This is a genomic window from Alteromonas sp. 4NS20-0143 (genome assembly GCF_057542855.1).
The window spans coordinates 54,694-77,767 of record NZ_BAAJLR010000012.1; the positions used below are offsets into that span (position 1 = coordinate 54,694).

Sequence of the window (23,074 nt, forward strand, 5' to 3'; positions counted from 1 at the left end):
AATTTTTTGTCGTGAAAAATACAATTGTTAATGATCGGTAATGAAAGTGTGTGATTGGTGTTGATAAATATTTACTGTAAATGATTTTTAGTGTATTGATCGCGAATTAAGCTAATAGTCCCGAGACCAGCAGTCTTGAAGGCTACTTATTGCTTAAAAGACCTATTCATTAATAACGTATTCAAAAGGAACGTTTATGCGTATCAAATTTCCAAAAGCAGGTAGAGTAAGTGGTACTGCCTGTATACTATTTTCTATTGGGTCCCACTCTTTATTTGCTCAAGATCTTGAAAAAAGCCCAAGTTCATCTAGTGGTTCTAGCGATGATAATACTGAAATCATTGAAGTAAGAGGAGTTAGGTCGTCGCTGGAAACTGCACTTAATACAAAAAGAGAAGCGCCTTCAGTTGTTGACATTATTTCAGCCTCAGATATCGATAGCCTGCCAGCATTAGACTTAGGTGAAGCACTACAAGCCATACCTGGTATTCAGTTGAATACTGATGATGGCCAACGCAATTCTGAAATTAATCTTCGAGGCTTGTCGGGAGGTTTTGTAAAAACTACTGCTGAAGGTCAATCTTTTGCTACGCCGAGCCGTAGCGAGGGCGAAGTGGGAGGTTCAAATCCATTCGGATCTTTTGAAGCAAGTGTTTTTGATGGTGTAACTGTTATTAAATCTCCTACTGCAGACATACAGGAAGGCGGTATTGCTGGAACTGTAGATCAGAAGCTACAGCAAGCTCTTTCCAAAACGAGTGATAAGTATTCTGTTAACTTAGGTGGTCGCTATGAAGAATTGACTGACAAATGGAATCAACAATTCAGATTTTCAGGTGTAAAACATCTAATTGAAGATAAGTTGGGCATTGCATTTAAGCTAGCCGGCTCTGAACAAATCTATCGTCGTGATACTGCGAACTATACTCAGTACTCAACATTAAATGAAATAGTGACACCTTCCCTAGCTGAGTATAAAGCCACACACGGTCTAGATGATAATGCAGTTATAAGAGCGATTACAAGAGCGGGTCAAGTTTCTGAAATTCAAAATGGTGACAGAATATCTGCAACAGCGAATATTGAGTATCGTGTAACCGATGACTTTAAACTCGGTATGCACTTTCTTTATACTAAACGCGACCTTACTGAAAGCAACTTTGAAGATGTCTCGTTTTCCGCAAGAAACCAAGTAGATGTAGCTAGTCAAGCGATAACGCCATTAGGCAAGCCAATTCAACTCAATAGCGAAGAAGATGGTACACCCGTATACGCTGTATCTCATGTACTAATAGAAAACGCTAACTGGGCGCCGGCTAACCGCCTGATGTCTTTTACCGAAACGGCCAAAGGAGCAATACTTTACGGCGATTATCTTACAAATGATTGGATACTGGATGGAAAACTCACCTACTCCGAGTCACTTAACGAGTTCCAAAACCAAGGGCTAGATGTTCGACACACCACGAGACCAGGGCAGTATCGCGACCCCAATACGGGTGTAAGAACAAATTGGGCACCAACCGGTATCGATGTTGAGATAAACACAGGTAACGGTGATTTATCAAAAGCTTTCACAAATGCATCTGGATTTAATAATTTCGACTACAGCGGCGTATGGTCCAATGTAGACTTATCTGGCTTCAGCAGTCGATTAGATCCAAATAGTATAGGCTTTCGAGACGTAACGTTTTTCGTAAATGGTCGAGTAGATCGCCCAGAACGAGAGTTTAATAGCGCTGAATTTAATGCAAAGCGCTTTTTCGATTTGGGAAGTGACATTAGCAGACTAACTTCCCTAAAATTTGGTGTTTATCAATCCCAAGAAGAGCTAGTAAACACCGATCTGCGAATCGGTGCCGGTGGAATTAACACGCGTGCTTTAACGGAGGAGAATATTTTCAACGATGTGTTATTTGTGGATGCCCAGAACCCATATTTCAATGGAGACTTCCCAGGATACTTCGGCTCAGGACAAGGCTGGCGGTCCCTAAACTCTCGAGGGTTAAAGACGCTTCTTCAAGATGGTCTAGAGAATATTGAAGGGGGTGTTATTGCCGACCCAACAGGTTTCTATGTAAGAACTCAAAATGGTATTAACCAATTGTTTGCTGATAATTTTAGCGTCGAACAAAAGATTCAGGCAGCTTATGTTATGAGTGAGTTCGACGGGGAGATAAGTAATTACAGCTATTCTGGGAACATCGGCATTAGATACGTCAAGACAAATAACGATATTGTTGGAGCAGGGTTAGAAAATGAATCCCTTGTGGTTGTTCAGCGCGACACTGATTACTCACATACGTTACCGTCCTTTAATTTAGCGTTAGAATTACATGAAGACGTTATTTTGCGGGGCGCATTTTATGAAGGAATTGTTCGGCCGAATTTACGCTCTCAAACACCTTCATCCTCACTGACTAACACTCCCTCTAGAGTCCAATTAGAACTCCCTAGCAGTGACGTAAAGCCATACACTTCGGATAACTACGATCTTTCTCTCGAGTGGTACAACCGAGACGGAAGTGCCATTTCAATAGGCGCTTTCAAAAAAGAAATAACGGGACTATTTCAACGGGAAACTATCTGTCCAGTTGGACAGGAGCTTCTATTTGGAAATGTTTTTGGTGAGCTGGAGTCTATCTCTGTGGCGGGTCAGTCATTGCCGTTATGTCAAGAAATCGCACCATTTGTAACAGAAAATGGAGAGGTGCTCGATAAAAGAACCGTTACTGTTAATCGTTCATTCAACAGCGATGATGTTATATCTGTTAACGGCTATGAATTGGCTGTTCAGCAAAAACTAGATTTTTTGCCATATCCTTGGAATGGTTTTGGTGGCGTTTTCAATTACACATACGTTAATACGGATCAGGGAGAGAGTACACGGATGACAGGTATTGCTCCGCGGTCTTATAACTTGATTGGCTATTGGGAAGATAGAGATGTAAGTATACGCCTGGCCTATAACTGGCAGGCTTCGAAACTATTGGATGCTGGCGGAAACACATCTTTCTTAGGAAGTGACTCAAGAGAGCAAACTTCTGGAGGAAGACTCGACTTTTCTGCTTCCTACAAATTTTATGACGGCGCTAGGCTCAATTTCAGAGGATTCAATTTGAATAATAGACAAGAGTATGAATTCATCGGTGGTAATGAAGATGCCATATCTCGCGTTCGTTATGCCGGACGAATTTACGAAGTCAGTATTACCTATAGTTTTTAATCAAAGCTAATGGATAGTCACTTACAATTTCGTGGCTATCCATATTTGTAGGAATAAAAAAATATTTAAGGCGGTAGATGTATGACAAACTGGGCTTAAAATTAATTGCAGACCGCCTTCACAAAGACTCAACAATAGTACTTCGCACCAACCGTCAGCGGGAACTTAAGCTTACAAAAAACCGGATACCGTAAGGTTGTTAAAGAAATTTTGAATCTTTAAATTGGTTAATATAGTTTTCTGTAGACTCAGCGAGCGCACTAACCTTTTTAGTTTTGCTGGCTTTGGCTTCTTTCCAACCGTCCATAAATGCACGTTCTATGGATAATAAAACCATTTTTCTGTCATTAGCCGTCAGCCTTTCTAACAGGCTGTATATATAATTTTTATCTCCTTCGATAGAATTATTTGCAACTTGAATTCTTTCTTCTTTCCATTCTCGTTGTTGTGAGTAATTAGGATTTAACAAGTGATACAAGGCCTCATCAACAGTGTCAAAGTAGTGTTCCTGTTTCGCACTCATAATCCACTTATGGGTGCTTTCTTCAATTTGAAGAGTTTTCTTTTCCTTACTTTTCCTATACTTGTAACTGCGATATCTAACCCTCAATAATTCTATTTTTTCTTCACTGATAACACCCCGCATACTTCGAACGGCGTCACGAAGTGTAATGCTATTTAATACGCTGTTTGACACATCATCAGCGAACTTTCCACCATCGATATAATCATGTTGGTCCATTGTCGACATAAATGCACTTAGAAGTGAGTCTCGATAAGCAATCCAAATAGGATCCGGCGTGGTTGAGAGCATGATTAACCAATTCCATAATTAGTGATTCAAGATGGTTTTTTCACTCTATCATGATGTATCACGATTTTTCCAGCGTAGAACCCTTGTCTCCATCAATTTAAAGTGTTACATCATGATTTTATATTAATCAGCTTCGCCCCCTATCCTACTGATTATTTTAAGCATGATGTAACACGTTTTATCTTTCGTTGTTCTGCAAACGAATTTGCTCTATTATTCAATATAACCCAAATTATCTTAAATAATAAAAAGAGCGAATTTATGCCCTCCATGCTAATTCATGTCGATAATGTACCGATGGCGATCGCTGAGTCAGATCGCGACCGCGTCATAGAGAATTTACGTGAATTGAAAGATGACGTATGGGAGCTGAAATCTGAAAATACGAAACGGGCCTATCAGTATGACTTCAATCAGTACCTCGCATTCTGCAAAGATAACACACTGCCGGCTATGGCCAGCGATGTTAGCATCACAAAAGCATCGTGTCGGGCTTATCTAGACTATTTGATGTCTACCAAACTGAAGCATCACACCATACGCCGAAAAATTGCTTCAGTGCGCTATTTTATTGGTGTGAGCGAATTGCCCGACCCCTGGAAACAATCAAAACTCTTTGCCGAATACACCAATCATAAGATAAATCAAAAGCCCAGCCGCCAGTCTCAAGCAGCACCCATGCGTCTTGAAAATATCGATGCTATCAATGCAAAACTCGACACTGATTCTCTGATTGGATTACGTGACGCCGTCATCTTTAATACGGCCATTGATACCATTTTCAGGGCATCAAATCTTCTAGCTATCGAGCTGGTGCATATCGATTTTAATAAGCAGCGCATTTTCGCTCCGCGCTCTAAAACCGATAAATCAGGTAAAGGTCAGTATGGCTACATTTCAAAAACGACTATCGAACTGATTGATAAATGGCTCACGCGAACCGGTATTGTCGATGGTCCTTTATTAAGAAAACTATCCCCAAAGCAAACGGTGCAAGATACCGCGATGCAATACCATGCGCTATTGGCCAGATATAAGAACTTAGCGTCCATACTCAATTTAGAATTTACACCAAGCTGTCATAGCACGCGGGTTGGTGGCGTAGTGACCATGTTTGAACGTGGCGTATCATTAGATCAGATTCAAAAAGCCGGTGGATGGACAAGTTCAGCGATGCCGATGCATTATGGTGAAGAATTTGATGTAACGAAAACAGGTATGGCGAACGTAAGGTAATCTTTCTCATTCTTAGATTAAATGTAGTTATATATGTACATTTTTGAGTGAAATGTTATTTGTATATATATAACTACATTTATAGTATGAGAAAAGAGCAGAGAATCTATCGGTAATCAGCTAAAAGCAGAGCGAAAACATCACCGCATGACTCAGAATGATGTTGCCAACAAACTCAAAACAGGCCGTCCTCGGATCTCACAAATTGAGAACGGCCGTTATCAGGGATCACTGCAACTGCTTGAGCGTTACTTAACTCTAATGGGCTTAGAGTTAACAGCCACTCCCATTAATCACCGCCCGAAATTTGATGAACTTGGGGCGATTTACGATGACGACTAATTTAATTCTCGCAAGCTTACCCGAACAGGTTCTCCGACTGAGCGTTCATGTGGCCGGACAATCGTCTGGTATCTTAAATCGGACGGCCCAGTTTAGCTATACGTATACTAATGAAGATTTACCAGTATCGCTAACGATGCTTTATCAACCTGAGTCGTATACGCATGGCGCACTGCATCCAATATTCACGCAGAATTTGCCTGAAGGTTATCTGCGTCGGTATATTTCTGAGAAGCTCATACGTTACGCTAATGTAGATGATATGTACTTACTGGCGCTCATGGGGGAGAAAGGGATAGACCACTTATCTTACGATGCCGGCATCACCCTACCAGAGCCTGATCCCATCTCCATCAATGACATACTGCACTGATCTGGCAAAGAAAGTTTATTCCATCAAACACTGGACCGTTACTACTTAAATGGTATGGCATCCGGCGTCCAGCCTAAGGTAGTGGTATCCCGTTCGACTCTCTTACAACAAGACCTTATTGTTAAAACCTTTGATGACGAATTCCCCTTGCTGACAGTCAACGAGTTTGTTTGCATGAAATGCGCCGAGTACTGGGGTCTGGATACACCCAAGGTATGGCTATCAGATGATTTGCAGCGCTATGTGGTAGAGTGTTTTGACGTAGACAATGACGGAAATAAAATGGGTATCGAGGATTATGCTACGCTTATGGGGCGCACTGGAGACCAGAAATATTTAGGTAGCTATGAAAATGTGATGAAGGCAACACACCGCAATACACACTCCCCTAAAGAAGTAGACAATGGTGTCAGTGACGTCTTTTTCTCCGGAGAGAATGTGTAATCACATGCTTTATGTGGCTTTGCATGCGTTCCACTGCCTCTCGGAAAAGTTGTTAACGGCATAATGTTTGGTTTTGTGTAAATGAGTCTGTGCTGATTGACCTAGTTGATATTTACTTTTGTGCATACTTTATTTACAACGCGCTCAGGAAGTTTTCACCGTCAACTACATTGCCTTGGGTAAATTCTGCTTTTGTGGTCTGAAAGCAATGTTTGATGTAATCGGCTTTCATAGTTTCAAGCTCTTCATAGTCTCTAATCGACATCATAACAACGGCATCTTTATTGTTTTTACTAATTTTAATTGGCTCACGTTGAGCGTTTAGCAGTAGCTCACCGAAGTTATGTTTGGCATCGCTTGCTGTTAATGTGTGCATGAGTACGCTTCAAGCTTGGAAGTGAAATAACAATGTAGTTTATCGCTCAGAATGTGCAATATAATCAAATCGTGCGATTAGTGCGAAGGGGTAGCCACAAATCCTTTGAGGCATGTTCGCAACGATGGGTATTTTCAGTTCTCTGTAGACTTACAAAAGGTATAACCCAACCAAAAATAATTATGCTGAAATAAAAACTACCATACTTTTACATTCGTGATAGACGAGGTCAAGTTATGCATATTGTACTACAAATATGCAAGTTTAATCACAAATAATAGAGTGGCGTATTATTAGTAAAATTGATCGTCTCAGAAGCCAAATAATTCAGTGGTTTTCTTGAAAATACCCTAAGTACCTTCGGGTGGGTACGCGACTTATGAATTCGGCCAAAAAATGTACAGATTGGGTGGAGTGGTGGCGTTTTACGCCACCTCATTTTTTAGTGTAATCGGATTATTAAGAGTAAATTAAACGGCTACTAAAAACAGCGTGATAAAAGGTGATAAAAATTCTTTAGAGAGGCGCAGATATATTGAAGTTTTATCGGTTACCCTTTTTAGATAAGCGATTAATGGCAATCGTTTAGCCAAATACAATAAATCAAAACATAAGACCGTGGAAAGGGCACATTTCTTATGCTGACTATGTTTAACCGCACAGGCAGCAATAATAAGATAGTAAATAATAGAAGTAATTCTGTTGGCGTTTTTCTCCACCAGGTGGCGTTTTTCTCCACCAGGTGGCGTTTTTCTCCACTAGGTGGCGTTTTTCTCCACTGATGGCGTTTCTCCACCAGGTGGCGTTTTTCTCCACTAGGTGGCGTTTTTCTCCACCAGGTGGCGTTTTTCTCCACCAGGTGGCGTTTTTCTCCACCAGGTGGCGTTTTTCTCCACCAGGTGGCGTTTCTCCACCAGGTGGCGTTTTTCTCCACCAGGTGGCGTTTTTCTCCACTAGGTGGCGTTTTTCTCCACCAGGTGGCGTTTTTCTCCACTAGGTGGGGTTTTTCTCCACCAGGTGGCGTTTTTCTCCACCAGGTGGCGTTTTTCTCCACCAGGTGGCGTTTTTCTCCACTAGGTGGCGTTTAACGCCAATAGATGAATCGACCATACTTTACTAGACAGATTTTCGTTCGAATTCTTTTAACTTTTCATAAGTCATTGGAGGCATATTATTCGCTACCCAGTGCTTGCGTCTAGAGTTATGAGAGTATAAATCTAGTACTACAGCGAGGTAGAGCCTGCCTTCGTGAGTTCGGATATAAGTAATGTCCTTTGTGACTTTTATAGCCTAATTGCGCATTTATTCCTTCCAACTTCATCAGCTTGGTTACACGATGTTTACTACAAGCTCACCTAAATCTCGTAGATCACTCGTGATTTTTCTATATCCATACACACAGCCACTTTCTAGCCAAGAATGCTTAATTAACCCCATCAGACGCTCGTCTTCCAACTGGCGAATTGACTTCGGTTTATCTATCCATGCATAGAACCCGCTACGCGTATTGCGAGTGCTTCACACATCAATTTTGTTGGGTAATTCTTGCGCCTAGCTTTTATGAACGCGTATTTCTCTTTGACTCGTCCGCGAAACATACGGTGGATTTCTTTAGGATGTCGCGTTCCATTGTTACGCGTTTGAGTTCTTTTTCTAGCTGCTTAATTCGGTCGGATTGTTCTTGATACTGCTTATGTTCTTCACTTTCTGGGCCGTAGGCTTTCATCCAGTTATAAAGAGAACTGGTAGTGACTCCAAGCCCTAGCAACTGAATAGCCCTGCTCGACAACTTGTTTTACGGTCTGTATTTTAAATTCTTCTCTAATCGCTGAGACATCTTCTCTCCTTAGTACACATAATTATAAAGCAATTAAGTGTCTAGAGAAGTCTGGTCTATTCAATCGATATTGAGAAATATTATGCCAACAAAAATGTAAGTATTCAGGTTACTGCAGAGATATCTACATTCCTAGCTAGTTCTTCCTGGGAGGAACAATCAGCGTTTGGGGGGATATACTCCGTCAACGCTGACTATTCAAAATATTTGAATGCATATTTCGGCTATGAGCAGTTCAGTGGAAACGTTCCGAGATTGTTGAATGGGAAGAGGCGTTACTCGTTCTTTAGCGCCCACTATTTATCGCTTGTTGTTTATCAGGGCATATGGCAATCTTATCCTTGGTTAATTTTTAACCGTTAATTCTCGCACGGAAGTGAATTAGCATAGTTTTATGCATGCTAGGCGTATTGCTCAAGTGCTCTCGAAAACTTTGGGAGTATCTTCGAAATGAAAATAACTTTATTTATTGCAATCATCTTTTTACTGACTTCACCAGTCATGGCCAATATCGACTCGATTGACGGCAAGTACCTGGTGACAGCCAAAGGTATTTCTCAAGTAACATCTTCCGGTGCGAAAGACAAGCATGGCAATTATGCTGTTGAGGTCAATGTCGTTGAGAGTGTGTATCCTAAATATTATACCAAAGGGCTTTTGATAGGCAGGGGATGGTGGTCTACCACAACTCAGCAATTCTATATGGAAGAGTATCAAATCAGACCCAGTTTGCCTCACTGCAATGATTTTGAAGAATTCAGTTGGGGGTTTCCTTATAAACCCGTGATCGAAGTCATCGCTGGTAAGGAATATCCTGTCTATAAGAAAATATCTTCATTTCCTGAAAAACGTGCGCCCTCGAAGTATTGCGTCGATGAGAGAGTGAGTCGTAGTACCTGCAGACGTCACAGGTGTAATAAGTGGGAGTCACCAAAAGCGAGAGGTTATATGGTAAATAGTCGTTCGTTGGCTAATTCGCTATTTGCCCGTTTACGCAATTAATCCATTTGGTGTTAGTTTCGAGTTTATTGGGGAGAGGGTTTCTATGTTGCCAAACAAGAGAGAGAGCGGGGTTATACCTAGTGGCGTTACTTTTGGCACTGAAGTGCTGGTCATGCCGAGCCTGATAGGTAGCGTCTTCACGCACGCTGGTGGTACCGATACAACAAGTTATAAACCCAATAACTATAGCTGGGTGAAAAAAGGCGATATCATCGCAGAAGTGTATATTAGCCGCCCTAAAACAAAGTTTGGATTGCTGAATGCTATCTTTTTTGACGATACCATCTCGAAAGTTCCCATTAAGAGTCCAGCGAGTGGTTTGGCGCTTCATAGAGAATATTGTGCTAACTTTACCGTAGAGCTAACGAGCGATGAGCCTCCCTTAGCTAATTTTCTTTACTCCTTCCTAGTGATGAAACGCATGAAGTGCCTGGTGCTTCACTTTTTAAATCAGCCGTAGACTTGATTAAAGAGAACAGTGATCTCCTGTATAAAGAATCGAGGCGCTGGTCAATAAAAGGGAAAACACAGAAGGAGTTGGAAGGTTTACTAGGACTTCAACTGTCTTCTAATTGCCGGCGTTACCCGGCGATACCCCATTTTGACGCTTATTTAGATGAAGCAAGGACGGAATTTCCCGAGCTCAGGCAACACCTCAAGCACCTCGTCAACAGATCGAATCAAAAAATATAAAAACACTAGTAAAGCACCTGCATTCGCCATATCTAGGGAGCCTAACCAAGCTAGATATTGGGTAATTGAGCTTCACGTTTTTTGTCCGTCTCTGTGATTGGCCTTGTAAAAAGGTTCACGGTTTCATTCAAGCATTCCCACGCGTGCCCTTTCCTATTCGCTTTGCGCTTTTGCGGCACATGGGCGCTTAACGGACGAATTGTGGGGACATCCTCAGAATTACACAAAATTATGGGCTGGGCAGCATTAACTGTATTAACCACTGGCCTACCATCCACTGCCCCGTAATACAGCGACAAATTCACCGACGCATTGCGTGTCTTGCGTATATAAAAGCGATGGGTGTGCTGGGTGTCCATAATACGCGCTTTTACATCGTTCAGCTGCGTATCAGTAAGCCCAGACTTGCTATTATAAAGGTACAAAACGGCACGCTCTGGCGTAAGTCGCTGGTCTGCATTTTTATAGGCCCAATAAAAATTGACGCTTTTAAGCGTCGTATTGGTATGAGGGCGACAGTTAATCACATCGATATGCCGATACAGCTGATACGAGATAATCTCGGCGCCACGATGCTGATGCAAGAACTCATGCTTTTGTAAATGATTGCGCCCGTGAGAGCCATCAGGCTTTCTATCCTGCACGCAATGCTTGATAGCCGTCTTTGTACTGTTAATGGCTATGACGGTATCAATGACGTCGTTATGGTTTTCAAGCAACAAAATGCCAGGGTATTTGCCCGCAACGCGGCCTGAAATATCGTGAGAGGGACGATGGAAGCACTTTAAGGCATTAAGGCAACGCATCTGTGCCTGAACATTGAACATGTCGCGATGGCCAAGCATAAGCTCACCGGCAGAGAACGCTTTGAAATCCTCTTTAGTGACGTCATCAATATTGGCAAAATATGCCGTGGGCGCTAACCGCATTTCGCTGTACAACGATTCATACAATTCATCCAATGTAGTAAGCAAACTATTAAAGCGCGCAAAGTCATTCACCATCACCACATACTCTTATCAATTAACATTACCTCTATTGTATAATATTTACAGACCACCTTCACATAAAAACACTAATAAAACCCACCGGCGATACCCCAATAGTGGCATCAACCCTGCAATCTCGCCCTACCTAACCAGCCGAAGGCGCGCGCGAGTTGAACAAGAGGGGCACCTCGGTGGTAGATGAGGGACAACTAAAGAATACACTTACTTGAAGGTGGTCTGTAATAGAGTGGAATACACTAATTCTATTGGCATTGGTGTCTTCTCTAGAGCGTGGGGATGACCGAAATTGTGAAAGAAAAGTAGGCGCTTGTACGTGAAATCTGAGCGTATAAAGCGTTAGTAGTTCCGCACTTTTCTCTCTGTGTAACTATGCTGTTCCAATCTACCAGATAAAGCCAGATCTGTTATCCAGTGCTGCTTGTGGAATTTCTCAGGATTTACTTTTTCAGGCATTGTATGACATACTTTTATGATGTTTTTTTATACATTATGAACGTCTTGCGTTCCAAGCCCACTATTACAGTATCAACAGCACTCAATTTAATGAAGCGGGACTGATTTTGGAAGATGACGACATACTTATTATCGACGATTACCCCGAGATTGCACTAATACTTTGGGATTGGAATATTCCTTACATATCAGAAAAAGATTTATTTGGTATCTTAAATAGAAGAACAAAATACCTTTATCAAGATTTTCTAAGTCAAAATGAATTGAGTTTAATCCAAAAACTTTGTGACAAATTCAATGATGGTGAATCTGTTTTAGGATAACTTTATGTCTTCAGATTTGGTTGAGAATATCAGAAGCGGTTCACTAACAGTGGCATGCGACCTGGTAGGTAAATTTGTCATCACCTTCTACGCTGGAATGGGAATGGATATGTTGGTACCAGTTTCTGCGGAGAATGAAGTTGTGATCCTAGAGCTGATTAAAAGTGCCGTGTTACAACAAAAAGAAGCAGCAAGTTACTCATTATATCTTGGCAAGGATTTAAAATATTATGAATACGTAAACACTGAAAAAGGAATTTTTTAAGTTATGTTCAAATCTTTCAATTATTTCTCCCTTGCGCATTTTACTTTATAAACAGAAGAGACAGCGCAACGAAAACAAATCAAGTGCTCTGTTGCGCATTTAAACTACCTACAAGTATATAGTTCGCCAATCTAGCCTATTTGATGACAAAAGTTATCAACCTTGATTTCTAAAGATTCTCTTAAATCGTTGCCGGTTTCGGTAGATTCTCTACGAAAGTTTCTACCGTCCCACTCTACCCACGATTCGTTCAGCAAGGCTTCCGCTTCGACTCTGATATTGTTTAATAGTTCGTTGACTTCTTCACGCGAGATATCTGCTGGTATTTCAAACATCTCTTCGATTCCAAAAACTGCTCGTTCTGGACTATATTGCTTTTGAGTCTTTGCTACGTACAGCTCATTCGTCTCGTGATCTAAAAAAACGTAAACTGGAAATGGCATATTAAATTCACTTGGCCCCATTTCTTCGTAATACGGTCTTTTTGCTTTTACTGATTTACTCAATTGAATAACGTCTAATTTCTTGCGAGTGAGTTGCGAATCTAAAAGCGCGTCAATAAAATCTACCAGACAGCCGTCGGGGCATTTTAAGCTTGATGTGCTATTGACCTGTTTTACAAAAGTTTTTACAAAATCCTCAACATCGATTTCTAAGGGCAGCGAATGAACAACATCATTATGTGAGCTGTAACCAATTGATTTTGCGACTACCAATTGATGCGTGGTTAATTTTAGCCCAATCGAATCTCGGCTATCTAGATGTTCCTTCAATGTAGCGTTGAGAACATTTAGCTTTCTTATATCATCGATGAAAAGTGTAAGATTTTTAGTTATTGAAGTACTATGATTGAAGTGCATAAGAATATCCTAACACAGTTATAAGTCTCTTTGCCTTTGCCTTTGGCTTTGGCTTTTCTGCAAATATTCATATGTAAGAAAATATGCTATATGGATCTGTTAAGGGCGTATGTGCGAGACTCACAGGTAGCCAACCTTGCCACCGAAATGGCTATTTAAGCGTAAATCAGAAATTATCTTTTGTCAAAAAGTAGATTAGGCTACACAACTTGTTATTCACCATGGTGTAGGTCTAATCTGACCTTTATAGTCACGTGATACCATTATGGATACTCAAAGCGGAGCTAATTATCCCGCGTACTATGATTCGCCATCCAGTCTAAAATAACGAACATACCCATATCATGGGCATCACTGAAACATGCTTTTGAATCCACTCATGTACCAAACTCAGGATTGACTTTTCGTTATTCTTTCGCCGAGTAGCGACTTCCCAATTCAGCTTTGCGATTTTCTTTTCCGATTAAATGCACGGCCATCAACCAGATAATTCCAACGCCTAATGATTTGAGTCTGGTAATTACTCTTTCGCTGCCTTGAACATGCCTTCAGGCTTAAATTAGCTTGTATTGAGTTGGCACATCAACGCATTTTTGGACCATTCAGGGTGCTTAACCTTTACATATGATGTTGGCTCATACTTATCTTTAGCGATTTCAGTTTGTGCACAGCTCAACAGAACAAAAATACTTGCTACTTGCATCTTACTTTTTATAACGTCACCATTTTGTCCAGATGATAGAAAATTCATTTTTAAACATACTCCCTTTCAATATTGCCCGACAATACCGTGCACACGTATTCAGACCGCGTCGTGCCAGCGTGATAATGAGATGAAATTAATTGGTAATGCGTGAGCTCATGGAGGAATGTGCCGCTTCTTTTAACGCACTCAGCATAGGTTGACGCGCTGAAGATGTGGAGACTAGCTTATTTTCACTATGGTAGTGAGAGGCTAGACCGATATCCAAACAAACTAATGGTTTGCACGTTTTCACAAAGGCTAAATAGTAAAGCGCAGTAATCATCATTTACTTTGACGGCTTACCTCATGACTATTTTATCAAGTGACTAACTTAGTTCAAAAGTCTAATACAAAGGCGCTTGTGAGCGTTGCAAAATCGCGTCACGTTTGAGGTGTGTGAACAGGCAGTGTCGTCGCATCGATATCTGTTATTACTCACATTTAAGGGCACAATATGACATTCTTTAGCCGCAGAAACGCTGCAGAGCAGGCGCTCAATCAAGCTATTTTGGCCGTAGTGACCATAGACGAAAATAATAATATTACGTTTTATAATCATGCAGCTGAAAAGCTGTGAGGTAATACGCCTGATGAAGTGATAGGCAAAAACATTCGACTGCTCGTGCCCCAAGAACATAAAGCCAATCACGATACCTACGTTAGTACTCACAGAAATACGAATGTCAAAAAATAGTGGGCAGTGCGCGCGAGGTGGAGCTTGAGACCAAGTCTGGCGAGCGAATATGGGTGCAGCTAGCCCTGTCTCAAGTACTTGTGTCTGGCAAAAAACACTTCACGGTATTTGTTCGAGATGTCACCAAAGAGCGTGAGGCCAGAGAAATAGTCGAACAAACTCTTGAACAAGCCCTCGATGGTGGATGAGGGACACCTATAGAATATACCTACTCAAAGGTTGTCTGTAATATACTCTGCAGCGATTTACCCATAGAAATTGCTAAACCTATTAGAAACGATATGACGCAACAAAGCGAGATTGGGTTTGAGTTTGACTTAGTGGAATACCAAGTTGAACTCTGTTTTCTGCTTTGTTTTCATTGCGGTGATACTCAGCGCCAAACTCCCAGTGATGGGTATATTGATAACGCCATGCTAGCGTTAAGCCGTACCCGTCACTGTTATTTTGATCAGCAGGCATAGAATCGTCTTCTCGAACATCAAACCAATCATAACGCAGAGTCACTGAATGCTTGTTATGAGAATATCGCCCAGCAACATACCATGCAGTAAAGTCAGCTCTGACGATATTGGGGCCCATGTTTGTCGACCCGTCCATAAATTGAAACATCAGACGCCATTGCCTATTGAAATTATGCTGTAGTGCTAGGGAATGAAATTTGGTGCGCCATGCATACAAACGCGCCTGATTAATAGCGCTTGGATCGGCTCTATTGTCGTAAAAGTAGTATCGTGCTTCTGATGTTCGAAAATGGCGTAAATGAAATCCGACATAACCTCCCCACCTTCCGTCAATTTCGGTAAAGGGTTCTACCCATGCGGGTGAATTGATTGCGTCTTCGCGAATAACGCTAGGCAGCTTCGCAAAGTTTATTCTGTCTGAATGAAGACTTTGCCTGTCATGCATCGCAAAGCCGCGCCATGTCAGCAGAGAGCCTAGCGGATCGTTACCTTTAAACACACCGAATGTGGCTTCCCAACTCCAGGGGCTACGACTCGCTCTACCATTTTCAAAAAAGCTAATTTCTCCGCCTGCGTTTCTAAGCTCTTCGCCTATCCAGCTGTTAATAGCAGATTGTGTATAGGTATAAGGGGAAAGCCAGCCTTCGGCAACGTTTTCAATCGACATTGATGGGTAGAAAAAACCGAGTCTTGCCTTTACCTTAACCTTATTTGGTGTCAGAGGTTTATAGCGCAGAAAACCCTGAGTAAAACCAATATGATCTACACCGTCTTCATACGCATTAAGCACGGCATCTACAGACCAATCACTGTTTAAGTCGAAGTGGGTTCTAATGAAAGCCTGCTGAAGCTGAGTACCCCCGCTTTCAGGCCGAAGAATACCAGTACCACTGTTTTGCCACGTTGTCAGTTTGTCGGCATCGACAATGGCAACTTCGACACGCCCAGACAGCACTTGTGCGCTAATTGGCGCACTGATAACAACACAAATCAATAACAATAGAATCCAGTATTTCACTGCCTTCCTTATTCAACGTTAGTACATTGCTAAAAGTTAGCGAACGTCACTATGTGCCTCTAACCATGGCGTAATGTCTTTTGCTGGTAATGGTCTGCTTAAGTGAAACCCCTGAGCTGTCGAGCACCCCATGTTGCGAAGTAATATCACCGACTCCTCATTTTCAACCCCTTCAGCAACCGTACTCAACCCTAGGTTTTTAGCTAATGCGATCAGTGTTTTAACCATAACTTGGTCTTCTTCATTGGTAGCAAGCTCTAACACAAATGCTTTATCAATTTTAATCTCATTGACGGGCATTTTCTTCAGCTGTGCCATTGAAGAAAACCCGGTACCAAAATCGTCGATCGAAAGCTTAATTCCCATTCGACTTAGCATATTGAGCGCATTGATTGCCACTTCAGGATCGCCCATAACCGCACTTTCAGTTACTTCAAGAATGAGCTTGTCAGGTGGCATAGTAAATTCGGACAGCAGCGCCGACACGGTATGAGGGAGTGATAAGTCGGTGAGATCCACAGCAGAAATATTGACCGCCATTGCAATGTCCATTCCTACGCTTCGCCATTGTGCATATTGCTGGGCAGCTTGTCGCAGCGCCCAACCGGTTACATAGCGGATAGCGCCAGTTTGCTCAGCTAAAGGGATAAATTCATCTGGTGAGATAAAGCCATGGTCGGGGTGTATCCACCTGATCAAGCATTCAACGCTGTGAACCTTATCATTAGCCAACGCCATTTTCGGCTGATAGTACAACGTCAACTGACCCTGATTAAGTGCTTCTTTTAGCTCACTCATTAGCCGCAATCGCAGTACTGAGAACGTATTTAATTCCTCATGATAGAGTACGTAAGGCTTATGGGAATCTTTGCTGGCATGAAGAGCAATATCTGCCGCCTGCATCAGTTCACTCGGCTGAATGCCATGGTCGTTGTACCTAGCTCCACCAATACTGACGTTTATGTTTAGCGAAAGTGAGTTAATGTTGAAAGCACCGCTAAACATACTTGCCAGTTCTTCCATCAACTGCTCAACATTTCCACCCTCAGTGTCGATTACAGCAAACTCATTTCCACCTAAACGGGCTATAAACATGTTGTCGCGACAACCGCTGCGTAATCGTTCTCCTACCAAAGCGAGCAGCTTATCACCCGTACTGTGACCAATAGTGTCGTTGATTTCTTTAAATCGAGCTATATCAATGAGCACCACGGAAAACATACTACTCGGATAAAGCGTTATCTGCTCTTCAAGTAGTTGAATAAAGCGGTTACGATTAGGCAGAGACGTTACGCTGTCATAAAATGCCAGCCTTTCTATCTCGTTCTCTCTTTTGACAATTGCGCTTTGCATCGAACTTATGGCATTAGACAGCGTGTTAACCTCGGCGGCTCCCTCTTCTGGAAACTTGTTAACATGCAGCCCTTGGCGGATTTTCTCAGTTAACCCTACTAAAATAAGAATTGGCTTAGTAATACTGTTGGATATTAACATCGCTGCTATCAGCGCAACGATGGCTACGACAACGAGCAAGCCGATTAAGCGCCCTAACAAGCTGTTGTAAGACAGATAAGCGTTGCTTTCTACTGTGGATAACATAAGTAATATTGTTGCACTTTGGGTGTTGCCTAACGCGCTAACAAAATACACATAATGATCACTGGAAAGGTAAGCATCCTGTAAGTCGTTGCTCTCACTCATCAGCACATTCGAGAACTCTTGTTGGATAGCACTATGATAGCTAGACGCTAAATAAGTAAATGAGTTTTGTGTTTCACGCAGCAGGCTGACGTCCATAGTGGTGAGACGTGTTAGGTCATCGTTTATCAATCCCGCAATAGGCTTAGCAAATATTAACCACGCCATGGCATCTCTGGAACGTGGCGTGTTTTTCACAGCAACCGATTTGGCTAGGAAAATAGTACCGTCTATCTCTGCCCACGTTATACCATCTACCGCGAGTCTCTCAACATCTATACTTTTTATCGAGGTGAAGCCCTTTGAGGTAGATAATACTTTGCCTTTACTGTCAATCACGGCAAATTCTTCTGCACCAAAGCGGTCTGCAAAGTTACGCATACCAAGTGTCAGTGACTGCGCTTGAGTATCTGCGCTTAAAATTAAACTTTTAACACTGAAATCTGCAGCTAAGTTGGTTGCTGAGGATTGTAATACATTAGCCACTTCTCGCACGTAGTCGTTTATTACTCGACTCGATGTCTCGGCATTCGTTTTCAACAGTCCAGTTGAATGAGTGAATGTCGCTTGCTGAACGATATACAAGGTAAATAGCACGACCACTAAAACGATAGTTAAAAAACTTACCATTAATGTCGTGCGCAAATTTAAGGCGCGGCCAAACAAAGTTTTAATCATATTCGGTAAAGCCCTCCACTACATCATATTCAACAAGACTGGGTAATAAAGGCGAAAACAAAGAAAAGCTTACGGTAATATCATCATTACCAACGTTTATTTTCGACATTCTCGCGGTGTCGCTTTCTGACAGTCTTGGGTGCCAAATAGACATCGTATAATCGCCGTCGGGGACTGTTATGGTCGCTTTGCCTTCACTGTTGGATTGTGCGAAATACGGTGTATCTGCAACATAAATATATCCCAGCATCCAATCATGTACGTTACACCCAAGCTCCACCACACCAGGGGTATTGAATAATTGAGGTTCCACCTCTAATTCACTGTAAAGCTTTAACTCAAACGTTTTCGCAGGTGAGAACGAATAAACATGATGTTGAACATTATCGGAATTAGGGAAATCAACCTTGGTACCCTGCTGTACCACCAATGTGTGGGGAACGAACTCTCTATTTATTTGATCCATGATTGCTATCGCTGGCTCAGTCTTAGCTACCTTCGACATATCGGTACTGCGTAAAAGAGCAACGATATTAGTGAGCGGCTTTCCTTGATTGTCTGCGATATATATCGAGACTTGCGCAGCATGCAGCGAAAACGAGCAGCCAGTTAATATTAAGATAATTACACTTAGTGAGGCGGATAAGTAGGTCACACAGCTTTCCTGTTAAAATACGTTATATATAAAGAACGGTTAAGTGCAATTTTATTTTCATTAATTAAGACCAGCTATCTTTTGCTATACATCTTCTCCGCGAAAAGAAAGCAAGGTATTCATACCGTACTACAAAAAAGCAACTTTATTCACAATAAAATAAAGTGGCGTATTAATAATAATGAACGTCTTAGACGCCAAAAAAAGAAGGTGTTTACCTGTAAATGCCCAAAGTACCTTAAGGAGGGTACGCGACTCACGAATCCGCTCTGCAAATGAAAAAAATCTCGCATTAGGTAAAACTTTTGTACTTTCTACTTTTTATAAAATGTTCTATCTAAAGAGGTAAGTATAGTACCTAAATGTCTTTGGATAACTTATTGTATAAGCTCCTAAACACGAACATTTTTATAGAGCTCACCCGACTCTACACAATAGCTACACGCCCATTGTATAAAAAATGGGTGGAATAAGGCTCCACCCATTGCCATTTTTACCTCACCATCTTAGTTTTGCTTTATCGTTAAAAGCCGAACTGGTCCAATCAAGCCAGATGCCTGTAATTTTTTAGGTTGTTTTGCAAAGAAATTAAAACCAGTAAATGTGACACGCTCACTTTCAGGAGCCGGTCTATTCTCGACTAACCAAGGGACCGTATCACCTGTCATTGAGTAACCACTGGTGTCTTGAAGAGCTTCATCACCAATCAGTCGATTTACCCACGTATTTGTCACTTTTATCTCTAGGCTGTTTGCACCCAGTTGCACTGCGCTTCGAATATCTAGCACAAAGGGCGGCTTCCATAATGTATCAAAAGACTGTCCGTTCACCGTTACTTCTGCAATTTGTTGAACATCTCCAAGATCAAGATAAAGAGATGACATACTGCTCAAGTACTCGCTATCCACTTGGAAAGAAGTTTGATATCTAGCAGTGCCTGAGTAATGCCTAATGCCTTCTATTTCACTGTCAGTCCAATCTATAAGTGAATCAAACGTCACCTCACCTGGCCCAGCCCACGCTTTGTCAAATTTTACATTCCATGGCTTAGTAAATGTATTAATAATATTGTGGTCACTTTTTCGAGCGTAAATATCATTAACTATTTCGCTGTGAGAGCCATTGTATTTGGGGCTTTTATCATCACGTCTAACGAGAACAAACCTCGATGCAAATGGCTCAAGCGGCAGCTTGGCTTTTAAGCCCGAGTCGGTTATTTGGTAATCTTGAACTTGTTCTATGGTTCCATCGTCCACATTCCAAATCTCCGGCGTTCCATTGCCATCACGAAGGGTGATTTCAACATTTTTGAAATCAGGATCATCGTTATAAAAATAGTAAAGATCGTTCTGTCCTATACGTCGGTGTGCAAAAAACTGCGCTGGCACGCCGTCAATTTCCATATCAGCCCTAATCCCTAACTCATTAATTGAGTCACCTAATGAGTAGCTGCTCACAATTCCTTTTTTATAACGGTTTATTTGATGTGCTTGCCCTTCTTCTGAACCCCAAAGTGCATTTACAATTTGGTCAAACTCCTTTTGCTTCGCCCACTCACTGTAACCAATAACACGTTGTGGCCTCTCTCCAATAACCGTCGCACCCGCACCCACTAATTCTTTGATTCGCTCTAGTGTTTTAAAGTGCATGAAATCTGTTCTGTGTAAATGTAACGCTTTGTATGTTGTTCCCTCGGGAAGCTCTAATAGACCGTCTTTAACACTTACACGATTAAGCAGAACATCCGTGTTCGTGTAATCGTAGCCAAAACCTTTAGGTACATTAGTGTTGTTTTTATTACCGACTCGAAGAGGCGCAACGTCGCCTAAATGAACAAGAAAATCTGCGGCGGGAACGCCTTGCTGAAGTAAATAAGATCCCCTTGCCAAATATTTAAACCATGATTTGCCGCCGTTATTCCACCACGTTTGTGTTCTATCGATATGAGACCCAATGGAGTCCATGGTCATACCAGGCTTTACATGATTATTGGGTTGATGAGCAAACCTATGGAACATAGTTTCGTTAATTCCCCTCGCCCACATTTCGTCGCCATAATGCTTGTAAAAATAAGGATGGCCATACCAATTTACGGTGTTAATTGATGTGAATGATTCAGCCGAAACTATTTTCTTTCCATAAATATGTGCTGAAGATATGGCAGCCATAATGCGACCATTGTACTCTGTTTCCCGTACCCAAAACTCACCCATCAATCGGTCTGCCTTTCCACCCGCGGCCAGTTCATCGAAAGGGCCCCACCCATAGGGCTCAATATATGTTTCAAGTCCATACTCATTTGCAAGACGAGTAAATTCTCCAAAATAATTCTCAACCATCAGATCAGATTGATGCTGTCTAAGCTCTTGTAGAACGGCTCCCGTATGCTCAGGAGATTCGATAACCCTTCCAGTCATTACCGGTAACCACGGAATAAGGTCGTAGCCGAATTGCTGTTGAAAGCTCTCTGCTATGTCATCAGTCCAATTTTGACCACCCACTTCGTAGCTATCAACTTCAACCGTTTTTAATGATTCGATACCAGCATCTTTGGCATCTGTTACTATTTTCCCGACAAATTGTTCAAAATGATGTCGTAATGCTTCTGCATTAAACTTATCAACTTCCAGTCCTTCACCCTCAACGGTAGCTGGTACATTGAAAGCCCCAGTACTAGTAAAACCAAAACGCAAAACTTGCCAGTCGCCTTCTGGAAGCTCTACACCCTTGGCAGGCAAGTCGCCTTGATTCAACACTAGAATATCATCGCGCTTGATTATGGCACCAGGCGCTATACTCGGTGTCAAACTCAGTTTTCCTCGCTCCATTGAATTCATTGAAAGCCAGTCGTCTATGCGCGGTGTTGACCACAAATCAAAACGCTTAATGGCAATTGGCTTATCAAATACAACCCGAAAGAACTTTGCTTTAAAACCATCATTATCCTTAGAAACGAGTTGTGGGCTGAATGCCCACATCCTAGCGCCTGTTCTTGGCCTACGGAGTTTCTCTACAACGTTACGAAAATGTATACCGTCATCGGATATAAGAAGGGCGGCATCACCATGTCGGTTCGGTGTTTCAATCTGAAGGCTCCGAAGAGAAGATGGAGAATCCAATTCCACCTGTACCCAATAAACACCTTCTTCATTTTTAGAAAATGTGAGTTCCGTATCCCAATCACTGTCTTTTAACACACTGGTATCAAGTGAACTGTCTGAAACGGTAATCTGTCCATTTTGGAAACTATTATCTGACGAAAACTTATTTCTTGGGATAGCTATGACAGCAATATCTCGGTACAGCTGCTCCGCGTATCCCGGTTGAGGAGGAATTAATGTTTGCCCGCCACTTATACTTGTTTCTGACCAAGTAAGTCGCTTCATTGATTGTTCAGGTGTTACCCATGGTCCACCGCTAGATGTCCAACCATCAGAATTGTGTATACCAAACTCAATTCCTTGTTTATCAGCTTCAGCTGCAGCATGGACCAGATGTTCATTAAACTCATCGGTTCCAAACCTTATAGGGCCTCGAGATGAGAAAGGTACGTTGCGTCTGTGCACATGAAAGAAGATAGCGCCACCGATGCCAGCTTCTCGCATAGCGTTAAAATCTGCGGTGAGTCCTTCTTTCGTTATATTTCCATTCATCGCATGCATCCATGTCTTAGGAAGATACGATGGCTCTGGCATTGCAAACTCTGATTCAAGGGTCGTCTGAGCTAATGATGATGAGGCTACTGCTATACAGCCTATAAGTGTGAAAACATGTAGCTTCACGGTTCTTTTTAACAATTTATCAAATTGATTTTGATTCATATTGACTATTTTTGTTACATTGTGATTACATATGAACGAATATACAT

At 41.8% G+C, this 23,074-nt stretch carries 23 protein-coding genes; 11 read left to right on the forward strand and 12 right to left on the reverse strand.

The features are described 5' to 3' along the window. Positions 1 to 196 precede the first annotated feature (196 nt). Positions 197 to 3,226: a TonB-dependent receptor gene (locus AC27HD_RS17645; RefSeq protein WP_487107484.1), complete on the forward strand. Its 3,030-nt coding sequence runs from the start codon at positions 197 to 199 to the stop codon at positions 3,224 to 3,226. Between the two features lie 199 nt (positions 3,227 to 3,425). On the opposite strand, the gene AC27HD_RS17650 is transcribed toward AC27HD_RS17645, so the two are convergent. After that, the gene (locus AC27HD_RS17650; RefSeq protein ID WP_487107486.1) at positions 3,426 to 4,040 is read right to left on the reverse strand and encodes a hypothetical protein; all 615 of its coding nucleotides are present in this window, start codon (positions 4,038 to 4,040) and stop codon (positions 3,426 to 3,428) included. A 261-nt stretch (positions 4,041 to 4,301) separates the two neighbouring features. On the opposite strand from AC27HD_RS17650, the gene AC27HD_RS17655 reads away from it, so the two are divergent. The 4 genes from AC27HD_RS17655 (at position 4,302) to AC27HD_RS17670 (ending at position 6,435) form a co-directional block, all read left to right on the forward strand. Continuing rightward, positions 4,302 to 5,276 (forward strand): tyrosine-type recombinase/integrase, encoded by a 975-nt coding sequence (locus AC27HD_RS17655; RefSeq protein ID WP_487107488.1) that lies wholly within the window; start codon positions 4,302 to 4,304, stop codon positions 5,274 to 5,276. 108 nt (positions 5,277 to 5,384) lie between these two features. After that, a complete protein-coding gene (locus AC27HD_RS17660) occupies positions 5,385 to 5,618 on the forward strand; it encodes a helix-turn-helix transcriptional regulator (RefSeq protein WP_487107536.1) in 234 nt (77 codons plus the stop codon). Then, positions 5,608 to 5,991, forward strand: coding sequence for a HipA N-terminal domain-containing protein (locus AC27HD_RS17665; RefSeq protein WP_487107490.1), 384 nt, complete (start codon positions 5,608 to 5,610; stop codon positions 5,989 to 5,991). The genes AC27HD_RS17660 and AC27HD_RS17665 overlap by 11 nt, the downstream gene beginning before the upstream one ends. Before the next feature lie 54 nt (positions 5,992 to 6,045). Further along, positions 6,046 to 6,435, forward strand: coding sequence for a HipA domain-containing protein (locus tag AC27HD_RS17670; RefSeq protein WP_487107492.1), 390 nt, complete (start codon positions 6,046 to 6,048; stop codon positions 6,433 to 6,435). 133 nt (positions 6,436 to 6,568) lie between these two features. Here AC27HD_RS17670 and AC27HD_RS17675 read toward each other — a convergent pair whose 3' ends face one another. The 4 genes from AC27HD_RS17675 to AC27HD_RS17690 all read right to left on the reverse strand — a co-directional run bounded on the left by AC27HD_RS17675 (position 6,569) and on the right by AC27HD_RS17690 (position 8,579). Continuing rightward, positions 6,569 to 6,811 (reverse strand): type II toxin-antitoxin system Phd/YefM family antitoxin, encoded by a 243-nt coding sequence (locus tag AC27HD_RS17675; protein WP_487107494.1) that lies wholly within the window; start codon positions 6,809 to 6,811, stop codon positions 6,569 to 6,571. A gap of 571 nt (positions 6,812 to 7,382) precedes the next feature. Further along, on the reverse strand, positions 7,383 to 7,865 hold the full coding sequence (locus tag AC27HD_RS17680) for a hypothetical protein (RefSeq protein WP_487107496.1): 483 nt from the start codon (positions 7,863 to 7,865) through the stop codon (positions 7,383 to 7,385). Between the two features lie 275 nt (positions 7,866 to 8,140). After that, entirely contained in the window at positions 8,141 to 8,248 is a 108-nt protein-coding gene (locus AC27HD_RS17685) for a helix-turn-helix domain-containing protein (RefSeq protein WP_487107498.1), read from the reverse strand. A 121-nt stretch (positions 8,249 to 8,369) separates the two neighbouring features. Beyond that, entirely contained in the window at positions 8,370 to 8,579 is a 210-nt protein-coding gene (locus AC27HD_RS17690) for a hypothetical protein (protein ID WP_487107500.1), read from the reverse strand. Between the two features lie 519 nt (positions 8,580 to 9,098). Here AC27HD_RS17690 and AC27HD_RS17695 point away from each other — a divergent pair. Beyond that, on the forward strand, positions 9,099 to 9,650 hold the full coding sequence (locus AC27HD_RS17695) for a hypothetical protein (RefSeq protein ID WP_487107502.1): 552 nt from the start codon (positions 9,099 to 9,101) through the stop codon (positions 9,648 to 9,650). Between the two features lie 43 nt (positions 9,651 to 9,693). After that, positions 9,694 to 10,110, forward strand: coding sequence for a hypothetical protein (locus AC27HD_RS17700; RefSeq protein ID WP_487107504.1), 417 nt, complete (start codon positions 9,694 to 9,696; stop codon positions 10,108 to 10,110). A 283-nt stretch (positions 10,111 to 10,393) separates the two neighbouring features. On the opposite strand, the gene AC27HD_RS17705 is transcribed toward AC27HD_RS17700, so the two are convergent. Further along, on the reverse strand, positions 10,394 to 11,347 hold the full coding sequence (locus AC27HD_RS17705) for a DNA replication terminus site-binding protein (RefSeq protein WP_487107506.1): 954 nt from the start codon (positions 11,345 to 11,347) through the stop codon (positions 10,394 to 10,396). 566 nt (positions 11,348 to 11,913) lie between these two features. On the opposite strand from AC27HD_RS17705, the gene AC27HD_RS17710 reads away from it, so the two are divergent. Next, on the forward strand, positions 11,914 to 12,129 hold the full coding sequence (locus AC27HD_RS17710) for a hypothetical protein (protein WP_487107508.1): 216 nt from the start codon (positions 11,914 to 11,916) through the stop codon (positions 12,127 to 12,129). Between the two features lie 4 nt (positions 12,130 to 12,133). Next, positions 12,134 to 12,394: a hypothetical protein gene (locus AC27HD_RS17715; protein WP_487107510.1), complete on the forward strand. Its 261-nt coding sequence runs from the start codon at positions 12,134 to 12,136 to the stop codon at positions 12,392 to 12,394. Between the two features lie 131 nt (positions 12,395 to 12,525). Here the strand turns inward: AC27HD_RS17715 and AC27HD_RS17720 are convergent, their stop codons facing one another. Together AC27HD_RS17720 and AC27HD_RS17725 are read right to left on the reverse strand one after the other, a co-directional pair. Then, entirely contained in the window at positions 12,526 to 13,254 is a 729-nt protein-coding gene (locus AC27HD_RS17720; RefSeq protein WP_487107512.1) for a hypothetical protein, read from the reverse strand. A gap of 559 nt (positions 13,255 to 13,813) precedes the next feature. Next, the gene (locus AC27HD_RS17725; RefSeq protein WP_487107514.1) at positions 13,814 to 14,005 is read right to left on the reverse strand and encodes a hypothetical protein; all 192 of its coding nucleotides are present in this window, start codon (positions 14,003 to 14,005) and stop codon (positions 13,814 to 13,816) included. A 448-nt stretch (positions 14,006 to 14,453) separates the two neighbouring features. Between AC27HD_RS17725 and AC27HD_RS17730 the strand changes: the two genes are divergently transcribed. Beyond that, a complete protein-coding gene (locus tag AC27HD_RS17730) occupies positions 14,454 to 14,576 on the forward strand; it encodes a hypothetical protein (RefSeq protein WP_487107516.1) in 123 nt (40 codons plus the stop codon). A 134-nt stretch (positions 14,577 to 14,710) separates the two neighbouring features. Then, entirely contained in the window at positions 14,711 to 14,881 is a 171-nt protein-coding gene (locus AC27HD_RS17735; protein WP_487107518.1) for a PAS domain S-box protein, read from the forward strand. A gap of 82 nt (positions 14,882 to 14,963) precedes the next feature. Here the strand turns inward: AC27HD_RS17735 and AC27HD_RS17740 are convergent, their stop codons facing one another. The 4 genes from AC27HD_RS17740 to AC27HD_RS17755 all read right to left on the reverse strand — a co-directional run bounded on the left by AC27HD_RS17740 (position 14,964) and on the right by AC27HD_RS17755 (position 23,027). Then, complete coding sequence (locus AC27HD_RS17740; RefSeq protein ID WP_487107520.1) at positions 14,964 to 16,175, reverse strand: hypothetical protein; 1,212 nt, start codon at positions 16,173 to 16,175, stop codon at positions 14,964 to 14,966. A 36-nt stretch (positions 16,176 to 16,211) separates the two neighbouring features. Further along, entirely contained in the window at positions 16,212 to 18,551 is a 2,340-nt protein-coding gene (locus tag AC27HD_RS17745; RefSeq protein ID WP_487107522.1) for a putative bifunctional diguanylate cyclase/phosphodiesterase, read from the reverse strand. Further along, the gene (locus AC27HD_RS17750; RefSeq protein WP_487107524.1) at positions 18,544 to 19,206 is read right to left on the reverse strand and encodes a methylamine utilization protein; all 663 of its coding nucleotides are present in this window, start codon (positions 19,204 to 19,206) and stop codon (positions 18,544 to 18,546) included. The genes AC27HD_RS17745 and AC27HD_RS17750 overlap by 8 nt, the downstream gene beginning before the upstream one ends. A gap of 506 nt (positions 19,207 to 19,712) precedes the next feature. Next, on the reverse strand, positions 19,713 to 23,027 hold the full coding sequence (locus AC27HD_RS17755; protein WP_487107526.1) for a glycosyl hydrolase: 3,315 nt from the start codon (positions 23,025 to 23,027) through the stop codon (positions 19,713 to 19,715). Positions 23,028 to 23,074 lie beyond the last annotated feature (47 nt).